This is a genomic window from Marinifilum breve, assembly GCF_003202155.1.
Lineage (GTDB): Bacteria > Bacteroidota > Bacteroidia > Bacteroidales > Marinifilaceae > Marinifilum > Marinifilum breve.
Genome location: NZ_QFLI01000003.1, coordinates 326,301 through 346,481 on the forward strand (window position 1 = coordinate 326,301; position 20,181 = coordinate 346,481).

Here is a 20,181-nt window from a genome sequence, read left to right on the forward strand (position 1 = left end):
CACATTAAACTTCTTTATCTAAAGCTAAATGCAATACCTCCGGTTATTGTATTGTATTCCTGAATGGTATAATCACCAAATATCTTAAAGAAACCAAGATTTAATCTGGTACCAAGGGTTGCACGAACACCGCTTGCATCAAAATCAACTGATACTGGATCAACAACAGTTTCCGTTACAGAGGCATTGGTACCTTCCAAAGTATATTCTAATTCATAAGAACCTTTGATATCTACATCCATTTTTGCAGTATTGTAACCAACAGCACCATAAAATTCGATCAACTTTAAATTTACTGAAGCAATGGCCTGAAATGTATATGCATTGGTTTTGAATTCCATCATTTGTCCAGAACCATTTAATCCAGAATCTTCTTGAATATCATACTCTGCTGTTAATTGTGTGTATGCAATCAAAGCTGAAATATCAACTGGAGTCTTATCAATCTTCAACATTTTAGATAAGCTTTTTTGAAGACCAATACCAAACATTCCAACTTCCAAATCTGAAGATCCTACTTTAGGTAAGTATCTTACTTTTAAATCAGAATTAATTCCTGGAATACCAATACCAACTTGTAATGTAGCAGATGGAACAGCATTCATTGGCAAATCATCACCAATACCATCTGGCATGGTAAAATTTGTCAACTTAAAATCGCCCATATCGGTTTCAATCCTAGCTGCAAGAGTTGTATTGTTTTCTCCTCCCATAAGAGTTTGAATTTCTGAAGATCCACTTACCAAAGTAATGTTTGAATAATCACTTTCTACAAATTGAAATACTTCATCAGAACTTGGTACCTGCGCTAAATTAGCAACCAAAGTAATGTCAAATCCTAGCTTTTTGTGAGTTCTGGCTGTTGAATACCAACCGTTGTTTAATCCATACATAAAGCCTTTAGATACTGGATTTACATATTTTTCAGTCAACTTCGAAGCATCTTCGGTTCCTGCTAAAAGAAACTGTTCGATATCCTGCGATTTACCCAGAAATGGTGCAAATAAAATAAGTAGTAGAATTAATTTTTTCATAGTATATAGATTTAATTTAGTGGCTTAAACAATATCTGCTAATACGGAACAATACAGAAATTGTTTAAATATTATTAATAATGTCACAATTCGTCAGTTGATAAGAACTGATATAAGTCTATTATTTAAGTCGAATAAGCATTAAAAAACCCTACCGGATTGGTAGGGTGTTCATTTATCTTGGTAGTGTAAATTTATATTTTGCTTTAAACTTCCCTTTCGATATTCCAGCAAGTTTTCCTCTCAAAAGTCGCTTCTTAATTGGAGCACAATGGTCGGTAAACATGATTCCTTCCAGGTGGTCATACTCATGTTGAATTACTCTGGCCGCATAGCCCGAATACTCTTCTTCATGAAACTCCCAATTTTCATCGTAGTACTCAATCTTAATAGATTCCGGACGTTTCACATCTTCATTCAAACCAGGAATACTCAAACATCCTTCCGACATGGCCCATTCTTCACCAGTACGCTCTGTTATTTTCGCATTGATGAACATTTTTTTAAAACCTTCCAATTCTGGTTCCTCTTCAGCAAAAGATGAGCAATCAATCACAAACATTCTAATCGAACGTCCTACTTGCGGAGCAGCAAGACCTACACCATCTGCAAAATACATGGTTTGCCACATATCTGCTTTGAATTTTTCCAAATCAGGATAATCCTTGTCAATATCTTTGGCAACCTTTCTTAAAACAGGATGGCCATAAATCGTAATCGGTAATATCATTTTTATAATCTTATTTACTCTACAAACAATCTAAAACATGTTTCGTTTGGTTTCCATGTAAGATTGTAAAATTATTGTGGCACTCACCTTATCAATCATAGCTTTATCCTGACGTTGTTTCTTTTTTAAACCTCCATCAATCATTGTTTGAAAAGCTATTTTTGAAGTAAATCGTTCATCTACCATTTCTATAGGGATATCTGGAAATTTCTTCTTTAACTTCCCTAAAAATGGTTTCAAATACTTCATCGATTCACTATCCTCATTATTCAACTGCTTTGGATAACCAACAACGAAAATTTCTACCTCTTCATTTGCCATGTATTTTTCCAAATAGTCCAATAAATCTTTGGCGGCAACAGTATCTAATCCATTTGCTATTATTTGCATAGGATCGGTTACTGCCAAACCAACTCTCTTTCTTCCGTAATCAATTGCTAAAATTCGTGCCAACAGATATTATTTATAATAATTTTGAATTGCAAAGATATAAAATAACGTGACTTCGATGTAAGCAACTCAATTTAAATTAGTACAAAACATTAAAATTAGAGTCATGAAAGCACAGGCTTTCAGCCACCAGCTATTAGCTTTCAGTTTAAATAACCATTGGTATCATGACTTTTAAAGTTTATTGCAAATAATCATTCATATTGCGATTAACCCCATTTTAATCATTTTGATGTGTTGAATAGCTTGTAGAATGGTAAGTTAATTAGATTCCAAATGAAAAATTTCATGAATTTCCTTTATCATCTCTTCTCTACCTAACTGAAGAGCACAAAAGGTGTTATAAATAGAAACATAAGAATCTTTTCCCAAACTCAATTTATGCGATCTAATTTCTTCAGTAATGCTAGCATTTAATAATGCTGTTTGCCCTATAACAACAGGAATAATTTCGGATTCATTCCTATGAATGATATATAGACCAGGACGATTTTTAATCTCATCCAAATTTGAAAATGATCCACGAAATGAAAAACGTCCTATTTGAATTGCCATATTAGTTCTTGTTTTAAACAAAAAAATCAGGAAACCTCCTGATTTTGAAAAATAAGAATAACAACTTAAACTATTTATATATGCTTTTAATTTTTAAAATATTATTCCCAAATGGATGGATAAACGGTGATATTTTTCTTTTAAATACTCTCTATCGTCACGATATTCATCAAACCATTCATGTTTTGCTTTTTGATATCGATATCCCAGACTAAAACTATAACGCATATTAGATTTATTTCCAAACATCAATCCAATTCCCGGATTAATCATCCATCCGCCTTTTGACTTGATATCATTTGGGCCGTAATAATAATCACCATCTCCTCTGTCATCCAAAGCAAACGAATAACCCGACAGACAAAACAGATAAGAATTTAAACCTTTTAATTGGGTATGATATTTAATTTCTCCAAACACTGGCAAATGAGCCTCATCAAAAGCTTCATATCCTAAACCTCCTCCCAGTGAAACTCCATTCTTTAAAAGATAATTTGCCGTACACAACAAACTAAAAGGAGCATCATTATTATTGCCTTTATTTCCTGCCAAAACACCAGCTTTCATTTCAAAAAATACCGATTGTTTTTTAACAATTATACTATCTGTTTCGAATTTAGCCAAGCGCTTTTTCTCGTATCGAATTTCGGCAATATCTTCCATATCAAACTTCCAAAAGTTCTTATCTAAAGTTTTTAGCTCTATAAACTTTCCTGGAACTTGCCTTACAATAGTTCCTTTTAGCACATTACCATTTTTTAGTTGAACTACATCGATTCTTTTTTGAGCATGCACATTCAACACAAATAAGATACTAAATACGAATAGCAATATTGGTTTCAAAATTAGTGATGGAGTCTTCATAATTCTTCATTTTGTTTCTTTTTTGATGTTTAAACAATCGATTGGTTGCGTCTCTTTTAAAATTAATTTTCAGAAACTTACACGCAACCTATATAACATACCTGCATCTATAGGTTAGATTAAAAATGTAAAATCAAATTCCTAAATACAATTGATATGAAAACATTAATCAAAGCTTCATTGATACTATTCATAGGCATATGCTTCTTTTCATGTGATGATGACATCAAGCATGAATACACAATTAATGATCCGATTTACATGAGCATTTCAGATTTTAAAAGTGCCGTAAAATCGGAATCTGAAAGAGATATGAAGGAAACTGGTAAAATCTATTTTTATGGCGATTATATTTTTGTAAATGAAAAATTCCAGGGAATCCATATTTTTAACAATTCTGATCCTTCCCAGCCGGTTGCAGAACAATTTATCGCCATACCAGGTAATATCGATATAGCTATTAAAGACGATATGCTTTATGCTGATTCTTATACTGATTTGGTTGTAATTGACATCTCCGACATGAACAATATATCTGAAGTAAAACGCTTTGCAGATGTTTTCTATTATAGCCTACCTCCTTCCAACAACAAGTACCGATATGGAGAAATCGATCCTGAAAAAGGAATTGTGATTGCTTGGGAAGTAAAACGAACTAGCAAAGAATATCACGAACCAAGGTATTATCCAATGTATGATTACATGACAAATTCTTATGCAGAAGCTGGTTCAAAATCCAATGGTAACAATATTGGTAAGACTGGCTCTATGGCTCGTTTCATGATTCATGAAAACACGCTTTATACTTTAAAATCCTCCAATGCGATTAATATCTATGATATTTCAGACTCGAACAAAGCTATTCTAAATGGAAATTTACACCTTGGTTGGGGAATTGAAACAGTATTTGCGCACAACAACCATCTTTTCTTTGGTGCCCAACGTGGGATGTATATTTATGATATCAGTAATCCCTTTGTACCTGAATATGTCTCGCAATATTCTCATTTCATGAGTTGCGATCCCGTAGTGGTTGATGACAATTACGCATACATTACTCTGCGTGCAGGAAATTGGTGCGGACAAAATTCCAGTCAGTTAGACATTGTTGATATTACAGATATCAGCGCTCCACACCGACAAATATCATATACTATGGAAAACCCTTATGGTTTAGGTATTGATGGCGATTTACTTTTTGTTTGCGATGGAACGGCAGGCTTAAAAATCTATGACAAATCAGATCCATTAAGCATTGCTACAAATCATTTAAATACCTTTACCGATATAACTCCATACGATGTAATTCCACTGGGAAACATTTTGGTAGTGGTTGCTCCTGAAGGCTTATATCAATACGATTATTCGGACATTAACAACATTCAATTGCTTAGTTCGATTGTAATTCCAATATCGGAAGAGTAAACTTTTAATACCAATTATTTATTTGTATAAGCCATTAGTACGTTTCACTTCTAATACCTAACAAATTATATATCGGCATTATACCTAAACTATTCGAGAGCTGAAAATAGCTCTCTATTTTTTATATATGGTATAATTTATCAGCTTATATCCGCAGGCATTTTACTTAAGTGCTACACAAAGAAAAATTCTTGTGGATTTTAGAAATAAAGCAAAGTTTATAATTCGTATTATTTATTGCCTCCCAAAAGGCGAATTACCTCTTTCAAGGTTTCATTTTCTGTTCTTAGTTCCTCTATTTTGGGATCGACAGGATTCTCTGCAGGAATTTGACTCCCTAATATTTTAAAGAAATTCACTTGAAGTATTTCACTTATTTGAGCCAAGCGATCGGTTTGTATACTTGTTTTTCGAAATGTGTTGTAGGTAGCATTTAAACTTAGATCAAGTTTTTTGGCCATTGCCGATATACTTAAGTCCTGATTTTTCATTTCGGATAATATCAGCTCGTTGATTGGGATGTTTTTATTCGAAGTCATATTTAAATGTAGCGATAATAATTTGTTTTTAAGAATTACTCTTGAATTTTTATGATTACAAATTACTCTTTTACGGTATTTATTTTCCTATAAACGCTACTTTTTACCATTATAAAATAATTTATTTAGATTATATGGTGTTTTATTCCACTATTATAGTCTTTAATTATATTTATTTGATGTTATTTTACCATTATACAGCAGTTTATTACATTTTATGGTGATATATTACATTACTACGGTTGTATAATGCATTTATATGGTGATAGAATACATTCCCATGGTGTTAGCATCGATTCATTGGGTGGGATTGATTGGGTTAGGGATTGAAGAGGAACCCCCGCAGTGTAGCTAAAAACACTTATAAAGTTTATGTATTGCAAGTACATGTATTTAGTGTAGAATCGTAGAAAGAGAGCTTAAAACGAGGAGTTGAAACGAAAAGCCCGACCTGAAAGCCCCCCCCTAATATGATATCACAAAGGCTGCCCTAACGGACAGCCTTTGTTATTTTCTATAGCTTAGATTATAAGAAAAACCATAAAACAGAAGGTATGAGTACACCGATTAATGCCAGTTTCCAACCTCGTTTTTTAAAGCCATTTCTTCCTTTTGTAATCACTAAGCCTGTGATACATATCAGCAGTACACAAATTGCAAAAATATCGGAATACCAAACCCAAACATCGCTTGCTGATTTGTGTAAATCTACCATTTGTCCCAATAATGGACGTGTTCGGAAACTCTCAATTTGACCTTCTCCAGTAAATGGATTAATATAGGCGTATGCATTATCGAAATACAAATTATAACCTCCCCTACGCCATGCAGTACCATTCAAATTTAATTCGATACCTTGATTTTTTAAAGCTTGCTGAAAAAACTCATCCGAAATTGAGTCTTTATCTTTAGGAAAATTAAATTTCACATCAACTGTATCATATACATAGTCGCGAGGATCCCATGAATGCCTATGATTTAAGGCGATTCCAGAAATTGAAAATGCCATTAATAGTCCTGCATAGAAGTAAGAGAAATCTCGGTGCCAGTTTCGAAGTTTCAGGTTCCAGTTCATATTATAGTATCTTTCTTTAAGTTTTACAGATCACAAAGAAATAAAAAAGTATGTGATTCTTATTCACATGTTTTAGGGATTTTTAATTCATAATCACCTCATCCCCCTTTGGGACCTTCTCCTCAAGGAGAAGGATTCAATAAATGAACTTCAGCCTAGATTTCTGCAGAAGACAACTCCCTCTCCTCAAGCTACTCTTTATACACATTTATTTTCCAGAATATAATTTGAAGGAAAATAATTTATACAATCGTTTATTCCTAAATTCTCCCCCTTCTAGGGGAGATGGCGACAGCCAGAGGGGTGCTTTTAGCATATATTACTTATTATTTCACCCTTTTGTCTGTCGACATTTTCCCTAAAAGGGAAAAACTCAACTTTCAAATGTTATAGATAATTCATCATTATCTATTCAAAATAATGATTTCAGATTTGTGGTATAAAGAAGAGCTCATTGAGAGGATTGGGGTGATGTGAAACATAAAAGGCTGCCTCTTTCAAGACAGCCTTTACTATTTAATCGATATTTCTATCTGGTTAGTTCTTCAAGTTTCTTGAGCAGCAGCTTGCCTCTCGCAAAATAATCTGGCAATGCCGATATGTATTTTAATAATGAATCGCAAAGGAAGTGAAGCGACTCATTATTAAAATACATATCGGTATAAACGTGCGATAGGCACACGGAATGGAGAACATGAAACGTAATCCAAACCTGTTCTGTGACAGAACTCAACTGATGATGGCTCACCCAACAATGATTGCGCTCACCACAGATACCTACTGTCAGTCATAAATTTCATTTTATCTCTCAAGCCGTTTGGCTTTTACTTTTCTCCTTTGATGAGAAAAGTAAACAAAAGAATCAAGTCAATCCGATACTGTTCGGTTCTCCGAATCAACTGTGTGACTCGAATCGCGTCGGATTGACAGCTCCCGTTCGAAAGTCATTACAGACGAAGTAATACATTAAAAAAGGCCACCTCTAAGAGGCAGCCTTTTATATATAAATCGATATTTCTATCAGATTATCTCAAGTTTGCTTGAGCAGCAGCTAAACGTGCGATAGGCACACGGAAAGGAGAACATGAAACGTAATCCAAACCTGTTCTGTGACAGAACTCAACTGATGATGGCTCACCACCGTGCTCACCACAGATACCTAATTTAAGATCATTACGAGTTGCACGACCTTTGTTAGCACCCATTTCAACTAATTGACCAACACCTGTTTGATCAAGAGCCTGGAATGGATCTTGCTTCAAGATACCTTTTTCGATGTAGATTGGTAAGAATTTACCAGCATCGTCACGTGAGTAACCGAATGCCATCTGAGTAAGGTCATTAGTACCGAATGAGAAGAATTCAGCTACTTCTGCAATTTCGTTAGCAGTTAATGCAGCACGAGGAATCTCGATCATAGTACCTACCATGTAATCAACTTCAACTCCTTTTTCTTCGAATACTACTTTAGCAGTAGAGCGGATGATTTCTTCCTGCATCTTCAACTCTTTGATAGTACCGATCAATGGAACCATGATTTCTGGCTTTGGATCAAGTCCTTCTTTCTTCAGGTCACAAGCAGCTTCGATAATAGCGCGAGCCTGCATTTCAGTGATCTCTGGGTAAGTGTTACCTAGACGACAACCTCTGTGACCTAACATTGGGTTAAATTCGTGAAGTGATTCAACTTTTTCTTTAATCACTTTTACGTCAATACCAGTAATCTCAGCCATTTCTTTCTGAGAAGCATCATCGTTTGGAGTAAACTCGTGCAATGGTGGATCTAGTAAACGAATAGTTACTCCGAATCCGTCCATAGCTTTAAGAATTCCGTAGAAGTCTTCACGCTGGATAGGTAATAATTTAGCTAATGCTTCTTTACGACCTTCAACATCTTCAGCAAGAATCATCTCACGCATCTTCCAGATACGATCTCCTTCGAAGAACATGTGCTCAGTACGAGTAAGACCGATACCTTTAGCACCGAAGTTACGAGCTGTTTGAGCATCAGCTGGAGTATCAGCATTAGTTCTAACATACATACGAGTGTTAGCTTCTGCAAGATCCATGATCTTACCGAAATCACCATCTAAAGATGGGTTGATAGTAGCAACTTCACCTTCGTAAACAACACCAGTAGAACCGTTCAATGAGATGAAATCACCTTCTTTGTACTCAACACCGTTGATAGTCATTTTCTTACCAGAAACAACAAGACCAGCAGCAGAAGAGATACAACATTTACCCATACCACGAGCAACTACAGCTGCGTGAGAAGTCATACCACCACGTTCAGTTAAGATACCAACAGCAGCGTTCATACCTTTCAAGTCTTCTGGAGAAGTCTCACGACGTACCAAAATTACTTTCTTTCCATCTTCAGCCCAAGCTTCAGCATCCTCAGCAGAGAATACGATTTGACCTGTAGCAGCACCTGGAGATGCAGGAAGACCTTTAGAAAGTTCTTTTGCAGCAGCAAGAGCAGCAGTATCGAATACTGGGTGCAACAACTCATCTAATTTGTTTGGCTCCTGACGTAATAAAGCAGTCTTCGCATCGAAGTAACCTTGCTCCATCATATCAACAGCAATCTTTACCATAGCAGCAGCAGTACGCTTACCGTTACGAGTTTGCAACATCCAAAGTTTACCATCCTGAATGGTGAACTCCATATCCTGCATATCTTTGTAGTGATCTTCAAGTTTTTGTTGAACTTCGTCAAGCTCTTTGTAGATCTCTGGCATAGCTTCTTCCAATGAAGGGAAGTTAGCTTTACGATCTTCTTCAGAAGTACCGTTACGCTCAGCCCATCTTTGAGAACCGATCAAAGTAATTTCTTGTGGAGTACGAACACCAGCAACAACGTCTTCACCCTGTGCGTTGATCAAGTACTCACCGTTGAACAAGTCTTCACCTGTTGCAGCATCACGAGAGAAACATACACCTGTAGCAGAAGTTTCACCCATGTTACCATATACCATAGCCTGAACGTTTACTGCAGTACCCCACTCCTCTGGAATTTGCTCCATACGACGGTAAAGGATAGCACGCTCAGTGTTCCATGAATCAAATACAGCGCAAACAGCACCCCAAAGCTGATCCCATGGGTTTGTTGGGAAGTCTTTTCCAGCTTTAGCTCTTACTACAGCTTTAAATTCTTCAACAACACCTTTAAGGTCTTCTACTGACATTTCGTTATCAGCAGCATAACCGTTAGCTTCTTTAACTTTATCAAGAACTTGCTCGAAAGGACAGTGCTCACCAGCTTCTGCTTCAACGCCCATTACTACATCACCATACATCTGGATGAAACGACGATATGAATCGTAAGCGAAGTGCTCGTTACCTGATTTCTCAGCGATCACTTTTACAGTTTCGTCGTTCATACCCAAGTTCAATACAGTGTTCATCATACCTGGCATAGATACACGAGCACCTGAACGAACAGATAACAACAATGGGAAAGCTTCACCTTTAGAGTCAAACTTAGCGTTCATTGCTTTTTCAGTTTCAGCAACAGCAGCTTCAACTTGACCTTTAATCATTTCTACAACAGCTTCTTTTCCTTGCTTGTTGTATTCAGTACAAACTTCAGTAGTGATAGTGAAACCTGCTGGCACAGGAACACCGATTAGGTTCATTTCTGCAAGGTTAGCACCTTTTCCTCCAAGCAGATTTTTCATATCTGCTTTACCTTCGGCCTTACCGTCACCAAAAGTATAAACGTACTTAGTACTCATAATTATCGCTTTTTAGTTTTAAACGTTAAAGTCCCAAACAACAGGATCCTTAACAACAATTATATTATTAGCTTCTATTTATTTAAAACAATAAATTTAAAGGGATTAAGCATGATTTTTGTCATGCGAAAATACGCACACAAAAGTAGTTTTCTTTTTTTAATTTTAAAAATATAATTGCGTCATTTCGGATGCTTTTCTGTAGTTTTTTTTTATGCACGTACACTTTTCTTTTTCAAACGTTTGCGAAAAATTAAACATCTATTTTTCACACTTATATTTCACAAAAAAAGCCTGCCTATTGGCAGACTTTTATGTTTAAATAATCAGTATTTTATCTCATCAAATTTTTATTAATAACTTCTTCAGGATGCAAAAGAAAATCAAGATATTGAGCTCTGTAATATACATCCGAGGCTTTTAATTCTTTATCAGATAATTTGCCTCTAAATTCATCAACAGACTTGTACCCTTTCTTATCCATCCACTCTTCAAGTTCATATAATACCTTTTCAATAACTGCTGGAGTATTTTTATACAAAGAGCTAACCATTTGAACTGTTTTTGCTCCACTTAAAAGCATTTGCAGTACATCTGTAGATCCATAAATACCGTTGGCTCCACATAAATCTCCCTTAACTTTACCATGCGTAAGACCAACATATCTTAAGCCTAATTTAAAATCACCTGGATTGCTTAAGTTAAAATTTGTAACATGAGCTTCTGTTTCAACATCTATTTCTGGTTGGAACAGACGATTGAATAAAATGAAAGCTGAAGCGCCAGCTTTATCTAACCTTTGAACAAAATTTAGGATGTTGGTATAGTATGGGCTCAACTTTATTGAAAATGGAATGGAAAGTCTTTCTTTTAGAGTCTCTACAATTTTCACTTTTTCCTCTTCCATTTGCTCTGCAGTTTTTTCACCATCAATTGGCATTTGGTAAAAGTTTAGCTCTAAGGCGTCCACTCCAACATCTTCCAATTCTTTGGCATACTCGAACCAAGTAACATCGTACAAACAATTCAGACTTGCAATTACAGGAATATTCACATTCTCCCTGACCTCTTTTAGCTTAAGCAGATGGGCTTTAGGTCCAGCATGTTCCAATGCTGGAAACAGGGAGGTCATCTCAGCATTGCGATGTGCGTATTCATCCAATTCATCGGAAAGTTGTGCACGTTCCATAATAATCTGCTCTTCGAATAGAGATTTATATACAATGGCAGCAGCACCTGCCTCTTCAAGATCTTTAGCTCCCTCAACGGTAGCTGAAAGGGTACAAGCCCCTACTATAATGGGATTTTTTAAATTTAATCCCATGAATTCAACGTTTAAATTTGCCATATGATTTTGGATTAAAAATTTATTGGGTATAAATAAATTTAAGAAATGAACTTGATAAATTCAACTCTAATTTCAATTTCAACAATCTGAAAATCACAACAAATCACATGAACCCTTTTAAATACAAGACTTACAAGTCTTATATTTTTTTTTAAATTAAGAAAGGCAGAATAGTAAGATCCACCAACTTACCACTCTGCCTTTCCGATCCGGAGCTATGCTTTAGGATCACTAATTTCATAACAATTATCTTATGCTTTTGGTTCTGAAATATCTAATAGGCACTATTATCTCAATATATAGAAACCATTTTTATACTCTATGAGCAAAAAGTTACAATGACAAAATGTATTAAACTGTCGCTTTCACGACAATTCAATAAAAAAAGGGGCTCTAAACAGAGCCCCTTTCTATATAATTAGATCAAAAACTTATGCAAGTTCTTTTTCTTCTTCAGAATAATCTAATGAAGCTTGACGCTTGTAAGCTTTATATCTCCACTTCGCATTCTCTTCTGCAGCTACGAATAATTCCTTAGCTTCTTCTGGGAATGACTTCTGTAGAGAAGTATAACGTACCTCACCTAATAAGAAATCCTGGAAGTTTTCCCACTTAGGTTCTTTTGAATCAAGAACAAATGGGTTCTTACCTTCTGCTTCTAACATAGGGTTGTTACGATACAAGTGCCAGTATCCAGCTTCAACAGCTTTTTTCTCCTCAGCTTGTGATTTACCCATAGATGCTTTCAATCCGTGAGAAATACATGGAGAATAAGCGATGATCAATGATGGTCCTGGATAAGCTTCAGCTTCTTTCAATGCCTTGTAGTACTGAGCTTGGTTTGCACCCATTGCTACCTGAGCTACATAAACATATCCGTAAGACATTGCAATCATACCAAGGTCTTTCTTTCTGATACGCTTACCAGCAGCAGCAAATTTAGCTACAGCACCTACTGGAGTTGATTTAGAAGCCTGTCCACCAGTGTTAGAGTAAATCTCAGTATCCATTACCAATACATTTACATCTTCACCAGAAGCCAATACGTGATCTAAACCACCGAAACCTATATCATAAGCCCAACCGTCACCACCGAAGATCCAGATAGACTTCTTCACTAAGTATTGCTTCAAGTTCAAGATTTCCTTAGCAACTTCGTGAGTTTCGTTAGCTAAAGCAGCTTCAACTTTTGGAGAAGCAACTTCTGAAGCATCAGCATTGTCTTTTCCTTCTAACCACTCAGCAAATGCAGCCTTAGTTGCATCGTTAACAGCATCCATGTTCTCTTCCATGCGCTGAGCAATACGAGCACGCATTTTGTTAACACCTTCTGCCATACCGTAACCATACTCAGCATTATCTTCGAATAGAGAGTTAGCCCAAGCTGGACCTTTACCGCTCTTATCGTTCTTACAGTATGGAGTAGATGGAGCAGAACCACCATAGATAGAAGAACAACCTGTAGCATTAGCCACAATCATTCTCTCACCGTACAATTGAGTGATTAATTTGATGTATGGAGTTTCACCACAACCAGCACAAGCTCCAGAGAACTCGAATAATGGCTGAGCGAACTGTGAGTTTTTCACGTTGTTTTTAGGAAGAAGCTCTTTGTAACCTACTTTCTTATCCATGTAGTGCCATCTCTCTTTCTCAGCATCCTGAGTTTCAAGGTGCTTCATTTCAAGAGCCTTAGCTTTAGGAGCCGGACAAACGTCAACACAGTTACCACAACCTGTACAATCTAGAGGAGCAACCTGAATACGGAAGCTTAATCCTTTAAGGTCTTTTCCTGTAGCTGGCTTAACTGCAGTTCCAGCAGGAGCAGCAGCAACTTCTTCTTCTGTTAACAAGAATGGACGAATAGCAGCGTGAGGACAAACGTAAGCACACTGGTTACACTGAATACAAGTTTCTTCTTTCCATTCAGGAACGCTTACTGCGATACCACGTTTTTCATATTTAGTTGTACCAGCTGGGAAAGTACCATCTTCTCTACCCTGGAATGCAGAAACTGGAAGATCATCACCAGTTTGAGCGTTCATAGGATCACAAACATTAGCTACAAACTCAGGACGACCAGTTGAGTCAGTCTTGAATCCTTCAGCTTCTATGTTTTTCCATTCAGCAGGAACTTCAACTTCAATTACATTTTCACCACCAGCATCAACAGCCGAGAAGTTCATGTTAACAACTTTTTCACCTTTGTTACCATAAGACTTCACAATTGCTTTCTTCATTTCTTCTACTGCCAATTCGAATGGAATTACACCAGTAATTTTGAAGAATGCAGCCTGCATGATAGTATTGGTTCTTGTACCAAGACCTAACTCTTCACCTAATTTAGTACCATTGATGATATAGAATTTGATATCATTTTCAGCAATGTACTTCTTCATGTGATCAGGTAAGTGATTCTTAGTCTCTTCTACATCGTAGATAGAGTTCAACAAGAATGAACCACCTTTTTTCAATCCTTTCAATACATCGTACAAGTATACGTATGCAGGAACGTGACATGCTACAAAGTCAGGAGTAGTCACAAGGTAAGTAGAACGGATTGGATCATCACCAAAACGAAGGTGAGAAGCAGTAAAACCACCTGATTTTTTAGAATCGTAAGCAAAATAAGCTTGACAATACTTATCAGTTGCACTACCAATAATCTTGATAGAGTTTTTGTTAGCACCTACAGTACCATCAGAACCTAAACCATAAAATTTAGCTTCATATAATTTTTCAGAGTTTACTTTCAACTCAGCTTCCAATGGAAGAGATCTGAATGTAACATCATCAACAATACCTAAAGTGAATTGGTTTTTAGGTTCGTTCATTGCCAAGTTTTTGTAAACAGCAATAATTTGAGATGGAGTAACATCCTTAGAACCTAAACCGTAACGACCACCAACTACGATAGGAGCATTTTCTTTTCCGTAGAATACTTCTCTAACATCAAGATACATTGGATCTCCGTTAGCACCTGGCTCCTTAGTTCTGTCAAGAACACAAATTCTCTTCACAGATTCAGGAACAACGCTTAAGAAATGCTTAGCTGAGAATGGACGATATAGGTGTACACCAACCATACCAACTTTTTCGCCATTTGCAATCTTAAAATCTATAACCTCTTTGATAGTTTCCGTTACAGATCCCATAGCGATGATGATGTTTTCGGCATCTTCAGCACCATAATATACGAATGGCTTGTATTCTCTACCAGTTAACTTGGTAATTTCGTTCATATAGCCTTCTACGATTTCAGGTACTTTTTCGTAGAATGGGTTTGCAGCCTCACGAGACTGGAAGTAGATATCCGGGTTTTGAGCAGTACCTCTAGTTACAGGAGATTCTGGATTCAAAGCACGATTACGGAACTCTTGAAGAGCTTCCATATCTACCAATTCTTTCATATCGTCAGCGTCAACAGCTTCAACTTTTTGAATTTCGTGTGAAGTACGGAATCCGTCGAAGAAGTTGATGAAAGGAACGCGAGACTTAATTGCAGTAAGGTGAGCAACTGCAGAAAGGTCCATAACTTCCTGTACAGAACCTGATGCTAACATAGCAAAACCTGTTTGTCTTGCAGAGTAAACATCTGAATGATCACCAAAAATAGAAAGCGCCTGAGCAGCCAATGCACGTGCACTTACGTGGAATACACATGGTAATAACTCACCAGAGATCTTATACATGTTAGGAATCATCAACAATAATCCCTGAGATGCAGTATAAGTAGTTGTTAATGCACCAGCTTGTAAAGAACCGTGAACTGCACCTGCAGCACCAGCTTCTGATTGCATTTCAACTAGACGAACAGTTTCGCCAAAAATGTTTTTGCGGCCTTGTGCAGCCCACTCATCAACATTCTCAGCCATAGGCGAAGAAGGTGTGATTGGGTAAATACAAGACACCTCACTAAACATATATGCTACGTGAGCGGCAGCAGCATTACCGTCGCAGGTAATGAATTTTTTTTCTCTTGCCATTTTACTCCTCCAATTAATTTTAATTAATGGTAGTTTAATTTATTTCTGTTATTTAATTCTCTAATATAAAAAACCGAACAACCATAAAGGAATTTTATTTCCTTCACCGCGTTCGATCATGTCGGCTGCTTCAAATAAATCTTCTGTTCTAATGTTAGAATCAGACATATTTGTATTGCCTGTAATTTTAAAATTGTATTTGTCATTCACTAAAAAGTGTCCCATATCCGTGCTTGTAAAAAGTCTCGTAGGTGCTACCTGATTGTAAAAAAATGTTTCACGTAAGTTATCCTGATCAATATTTTCAGGAGATATGGCATACAATAAATTGGTATTGTGTAAATATACCTTATTAGGCTTTTTAGATGAATCTTTATAGCTATCCTTCGAGTTAAGCAAACGAATTAATCGTGCATTTTTCAAATATCGCAAGTAATTCATAATCGTAGCTCTTGACGTTTCCACATCATTTGCCAACTTGCTAACATTTGGCTGAAATGGCACATTGCTCGAAATGATATAAAGTAGCTTCTTTAGCTTTGGCAGATATTTTAATTCTATTTGGTTCAAATACGTAATATCAAACTCCAACATCAGGTTGATAATTTTCAATAAATTATCAATGAAACTTTTCTCTTCCTGATAACATGGATAATATCCGTAACGCAAATAATCATTAAAATAAGCCAGAGGTCTTACTTTCTCAAGAATTTCATCGACAATCTCCTCGTGATTTTCGATAATATCTTCTAAAGAATAGCTCTTGAATTTGTTTCCAGTTTCGTGATTTAAAAATTCTCGGAATGATAATCCATTAAGGTAATACACATTCACAATATCTTTAAGTTCCTCGTTTGTTTTTACTCGTAAAATAGAAGAAGCCGTAAATATAATTTTTAAGTCACCACATTGCTCATAGCAAGTTTTTAAATCTTTTGCCCAATCAGGATATTTATGAATCTGATCCAACAATAGCAACTTGCCACCTTTTTTATAGAATTCATCAACAAACGATACAAGTCCTCTTTCAGTAAAGAACAGATTGTTCATGTTTATATAAAGACATGATTTATCGTTTGCGCAATTTTCTCGAACATAGTCTAACAGGAAGGTAGTTTTACCCACACCTCTGGCACCTTTAATAGCAATTAATCGTTGCGACCAATCAATTTGATCAGCCAATTGGCGACGAATATTACTCTTTTTGTTTTTCAACAAACTATTATGTGTCTGTAGTAAGGTGTTCATACTTTTTCGAAATTTACATGGCAAATTTATAGAATTAAAGCTTAATTTTGTAATCTCGAGATTACAAAAGCATCTATTTTTTGCTATTTATACTTATTTAAAATAACATGTCGCACAACAGTTTTCCCTTGCTATAACTGATCATTCCATAAAAAAGTAGTACAAAAAAAAGAGGCCGTAAAATTACGGCCTCTTCTATATCATATTGTATTTGAATTATTTGTCGTTCATCGAAATCAAAAACTCCTCATTCGAACGAGTTTTTCTCATTCTATCGCTGATAAACTGCATAGCTTCTACAGAATTCATATCGGTTAAGAAGTTACGAAGTACCCAAATACGATTCAACTGGCTTTCTTCCAATAGAAGATCTTCGCGACGTGTACTCGAAGCGGTAATGTCAACAGCAGGGTAAATACGCTTGTTAGATAATTTACGATCTAACTGAAGTTCCATATTACCGGTTCCTTTAAATTCTTCGAAAATTACTTCATCCATTTTAGATCCAGTTTCTGTTAATGCAGTTGCCAAAATAGTAAGTGATCCTCCATTCTCGATATTACGAGCAGCACCAAAGAAACGTTTTGGCTTGTGAAGAGCATTTGCATCAACACCACCAGAAAGTACTTTACCTGATGCTGGAGAAACTGTATTGTAAGCACGAGCCAAACGAGTAATCGAATCAAGCAAGATTACAACATCGTGTCCACACTCAACCATACGTTTTGCTTTTTCAAGCACAATATTAGCAACTCTTACATGACGTTCTGCCGGCTCATCAAAAGTAGATGAAATTACTTCTGCATTTACACTTCTTGCCATATCAGTTACCTCTTCCGGACGTTCGTCAATCAGAAGAATAATCATATAAGCTTCAGGGTTATTGGCAGCAATTGCATTGGCAACTTCTTTCAATAATACAGTTTTACCTGTTTTTGGCTGCGCAACAATCAAACCTCTTTGTCCCTTACCAATAGGCGCAAACATATCAACTACACGTGTAGATAATGAGTTTGATGAACCTCCGGTTAGATTGAATTTTTCATCTGGGAAAAGTGGAGTCAAGTGATCGAAAGGAACACGGTCGCGAATTACCTCTGGCAAACGACCATTAATCTTTTCAACCTTGATTAATGGGAAATATTTTTCACCTTCTTTAGGAGGACGGATAGATCCATTAACTGTATCACCAGTTTTTAAACCAAATAGCTTAATTTGCGATTGGGATACGTAGATATCATCAGGAGAATTTAAATAGTTATAATCTGATGAACGTAGGAAACCATATCCATCAGGCATTATTTCCAATACTCCAGAACTATTAATGATTCCATCAAATTCGAAAAGTTTTTCTTTCTCTCTTTTTTCGAATCTTTTTCTGTGCTGATTTTTATCCTGACGATCCTGTCTTTCGTTTCTGTCAGTTCTTTCTTGCCTTTCTGGTCTTTCTGGTCTTTCCGTTCTTTCAGGTTTCTCGGCTCTTTCCTGCTTCTCTATTTTTGGCTTTTCTTCTTTAACAACAGGAGTCTCTTCTTTCTGAGCTTTAACTTCCTCTTTATTTTCAGCTTCAACCTTTACTGGTTCAGCTTTTTTCTCAACTACCTTTCTGGTACGTTTTGGTTTTGCAGGAGCTTCTTCAGCTTTCTTTTCTTCTGGTTGAATCTGAGATGCAGCTTCTTTTACAACCTCTTTAACTGGTTGTTCTGTTTTTCTTCTTCTGCGTAGCTTAATTTTAGGCTGATCTTCCTCAGTCTTTGCCTCTCCTTCTGATTTTTTAACTCTCTTACGAGGAGTTTTTTTCTCAGAAGATTTCATTTCTGAAGCTACAATCGCCTGTTGATCAAGAATCTTATAAATTAAATCTTGTTTTTTAAAAGATTCAACCTTCTTGATTTTAAGTTCTTTAGCGATTTCTCGCAACTCAGGCACAAGCTTCTTGTTTAATTCAAGAATATCGTACATATATAATTTATTAATATTTTTTGGGTAATGTTTTTTAGATAGAATTGTATTTGAACAATACGGAACCTGATCTTTCGACCTCTAAATGAGAAGAATCAATCGGAATTCAAATGCAATATTACGCAATTACTTATAATTCGCAAAAAATAATTGCATAATAATCCTTAAAATAGAAATTATGATGATTTTCAGGATCAAATTAACACCTTAAATAAGTTCTCGTCGATTTCATTTTTTAAATCATTTTGCTATATTTAAATATTAATGACGGAGTTAGGCTTCATCATTTTATACCAAAATTCCACTATGAGACAGCTAAAAATTACTAAACAAGTAACAAACAGAGAAACTCCTTCCCTGGACAAGTATCTGCATGAAATTGGGAAGGTCGACCTAATTTCGGCAGAGGAAGAGGTTCAACTTGCCAGGAAGATAAAAAAGGGAGATAAAAAAGCTCTGGATCGGCTTATTAAGTGTAATCTGCGTTTTGTTGTATCTGTATCAAAGCAATATCAGAACCAAGGTCTTAGCTTACCTGATTTAATTAATGAAGGAAATTTAGGCTTAATTAAGGCTGCCCAAAGGTTTGATGAAACAAGAGGATTTAAATTTATTTCCTACGCAGTTTGGTGGATTCGTCAATCAATTTTACAAGCCTTGGCTGAACAAGCAAGAATCGTTCGTTTGCCATTAAATAAAATTGGTTCCATCAACAAAATCAACAAAACTTTCTCTCAGTTAGAGCAAGAGTATCAGCGTGAACCTTCAGCTGAAGAAATTGCCAATACTCTAGAAATGAGCCCAAAAGATGTAAAAGAAGCATTAAAAGCATCAGGTCGTCATGTATCTATGGATGCACCAATCAATCCTGAAGAGGAAAATACGCTTTACGACATCTTATTAAGCAATGATGAAATTAGTCCTGATAAGGCTTTAATTAGAGATTCGCTAAGAAAAGAAATCGAGCGATCTTTATCTACACTATCAAAACGAGAAGCCGCTATCATTCGTTTGTATTTTGGTCTAAATGGAAAACCACCGTACTCGCTTGAAGAAATTGGAAAGGAATTTGGTTTAACTCGAGAAAGAGTTCGCCAGATTAAAGAAAAAGCCATTAAACGAATGAAGTCAACTTTTAGAAGTAAAATCTTAAAAACTTATTTAGGAGAATAAATACTTACATTATTGGATGATGTATAAAGGATAAGGGAAAAATTTCAGCATT

14 protein-coding genes are annotated in these 20,181 nt (G+C 35.9%); 2 read left to right on the forward strand and 12 right to left on the reverse strand.

Annotated elements, in window-relative coordinates; genetic code table 11:
* Nucleotides 1-14: 14 nt before the first annotated feature.
* The 5 genes from DF185_RS09075 to DF185_RS09095 form a co-directional block, all read right to left on the reverse strand.
* Nucleotides 15-1,034: a DUF6588 family protein gene (locus DF185_RS09075; protein WP_110360422.1), complete on the reverse strand. Its 1,020-nt coding sequence runs from the start codon at nucleotides 1,032-1,034 to the stop codon at nucleotides 15-17.
* Between the two features lie 175 nt (nucleotides 1,035-1,209).
* The gene (gene def, locus DF185_RS09080; RefSeq protein ID WP_110360423.1) at nucleotides 1,210-1,764 is read right to left on the reverse strand and encodes a peptide deformylase; all 555 of its coding nucleotides are present in this window, start codon (nucleotides 1,762-1,764) and stop codon (nucleotides 1,210-1,212) included.
* 30 nt (nucleotides 1,765-1,794) lie between these two features.
* Nucleotides 1,795-2,217 (reverse strand): Holliday junction resolvase RuvX, encoded by a 423-nt coding sequence (ruvX, locus tag DF185_RS09085; protein WP_110360424.1) that lies wholly within the window; start codon nucleotides 2,215-2,217, stop codon nucleotides 1,795-1,797.
* 258 nt (nucleotides 2,218-2,475) lie between these two features.
* A complete protein-coding gene (locus DF185_RS09090; RefSeq protein ID WP_110360425.1) occupies nucleotides 2,476-2,769 on the reverse strand; it encodes a hypothetical protein in 294 nt (97 codons plus the stop codon).
* 93 nt (nucleotides 2,770-2,862) lie between these two features.
* Nucleotides 2,863-3,633 carry a hypothetical protein gene (locus DF185_RS09095; protein WP_110360426.1) on the reverse strand — a complete coding sequence of 257 codons (771 nt, stop codon included), beginning with the start codon at nucleotides 3,631-3,633 and terminating at the stop codon, nucleotides 2,863-2,865.
* A 156-nt stretch (nucleotides 3,634-3,789) separates the two neighbouring features.
* On the opposite strand from DF185_RS09095, the gene DF185_RS09100 reads away from it, so the two are divergent.
* Entirely contained in the window at nucleotides 3,790-5,058 is a 1,269-nt protein-coding gene (locus DF185_RS09100) for an LVIVD repeat-containing protein (RefSeq protein ID WP_110360427.1), read from the forward strand.
* Between the two features lie 230 nt (nucleotides 5,059-5,288).
* Here the strand turns inward: DF185_RS09100 and DF185_RS09105 are convergent, their stop codons facing one another.
* From DF185_RS09105 to rho, 7 genes are all read right to left on the reverse strand, one after another.
* Nucleotides 5,289-5,597 carry a hypothetical protein gene (locus tag DF185_RS09105; RefSeq protein ID WP_110360428.1) on the reverse strand — a complete coding sequence of 103 codons (309 nt, stop codon included), beginning with the start codon at nucleotides 5,595-5,597 and terminating at the stop codon, nucleotides 5,289-5,291.
* Between the two features lie 526 nt (nucleotides 5,598-6,123).
* A complete protein-coding gene (locus tag DF185_RS09110) occupies nucleotides 6,124-6,672 on the reverse strand; it encodes a PepSY-associated TM helix domain-containing protein (protein ID WP_110360429.1) in 549 nt (182 codons plus the stop codon).
* A 1,025-nt stretch (nucleotides 6,673-7,697) separates the two neighbouring features.
* A complete protein-coding gene (gene ppdK / locus DF185_RS09120) occupies nucleotides 7,698-10,412 on the reverse strand; it encodes a pyruvate, phosphate dikinase (protein ID WP_110360431.1) in 2,715 nt (904 codons plus the stop codon).
* Nucleotides 10,413-10,746: 334 nt separating this feature from the next.
* Complete coding sequence (locus DF185_RS09125; RefSeq protein WP_110360432.1) at nucleotides 10,747-11,760, reverse strand: dihydroorotate dehydrogenase-like protein; 1,014 nt, start codon at nucleotides 11,758-11,760, stop codon at nucleotides 10,747-10,749.
* 431 nt (nucleotides 11,761-12,191) lie between these two features.
* Nucleotides 12,192-15,746 (reverse strand): pyruvate:ferredoxin (flavodoxin) oxidoreductase, encoded by a 3,555-nt coding sequence (gene nifJ / locus DF185_RS09130; protein ID WP_110360433.1) that lies wholly within the window; start codon nucleotides 15,744-15,746, stop codon nucleotides 12,192-12,194.
* Between the two features lie 60 nt (nucleotides 15,747-15,806).
* Nucleotides 15,807-16,994: an ATP-binding protein gene (locus tag DF185_RS09135; protein ID WP_110360434.1), complete on the reverse strand. Its 1,188-nt coding sequence runs from the start codon at nucleotides 16,992-16,994 to the stop codon at nucleotides 15,807-15,809.
* Between the two features lie 216 nt (nucleotides 16,995-17,210).
* Entirely contained in the window at nucleotides 17,211-18,956 is a 1,746-nt protein-coding gene (rho, locus tag DF185_RS09140) for a transcription termination factor Rho (RefSeq protein ID WP_110360435.1), read from the reverse strand.
* A gap of 306 nt (nucleotides 18,957-19,262) precedes the next feature.
* Here rho and DF185_RS09145 point away from each other — a divergent pair, with 306 nt between their 5' ends.
* Nucleotides 19,263-20,129, forward strand: a complete 867-nt coding sequence (locus DF185_RS09145) for a sigma-70 family RNA polymerase sigma factor (protein WP_110360607.1) — start codon at nucleotides 19,263-19,265, stop codon at nucleotides 20,127-20,129.
* Nucleotides 20,130-20,181 lie beyond the last annotated feature (52 nt).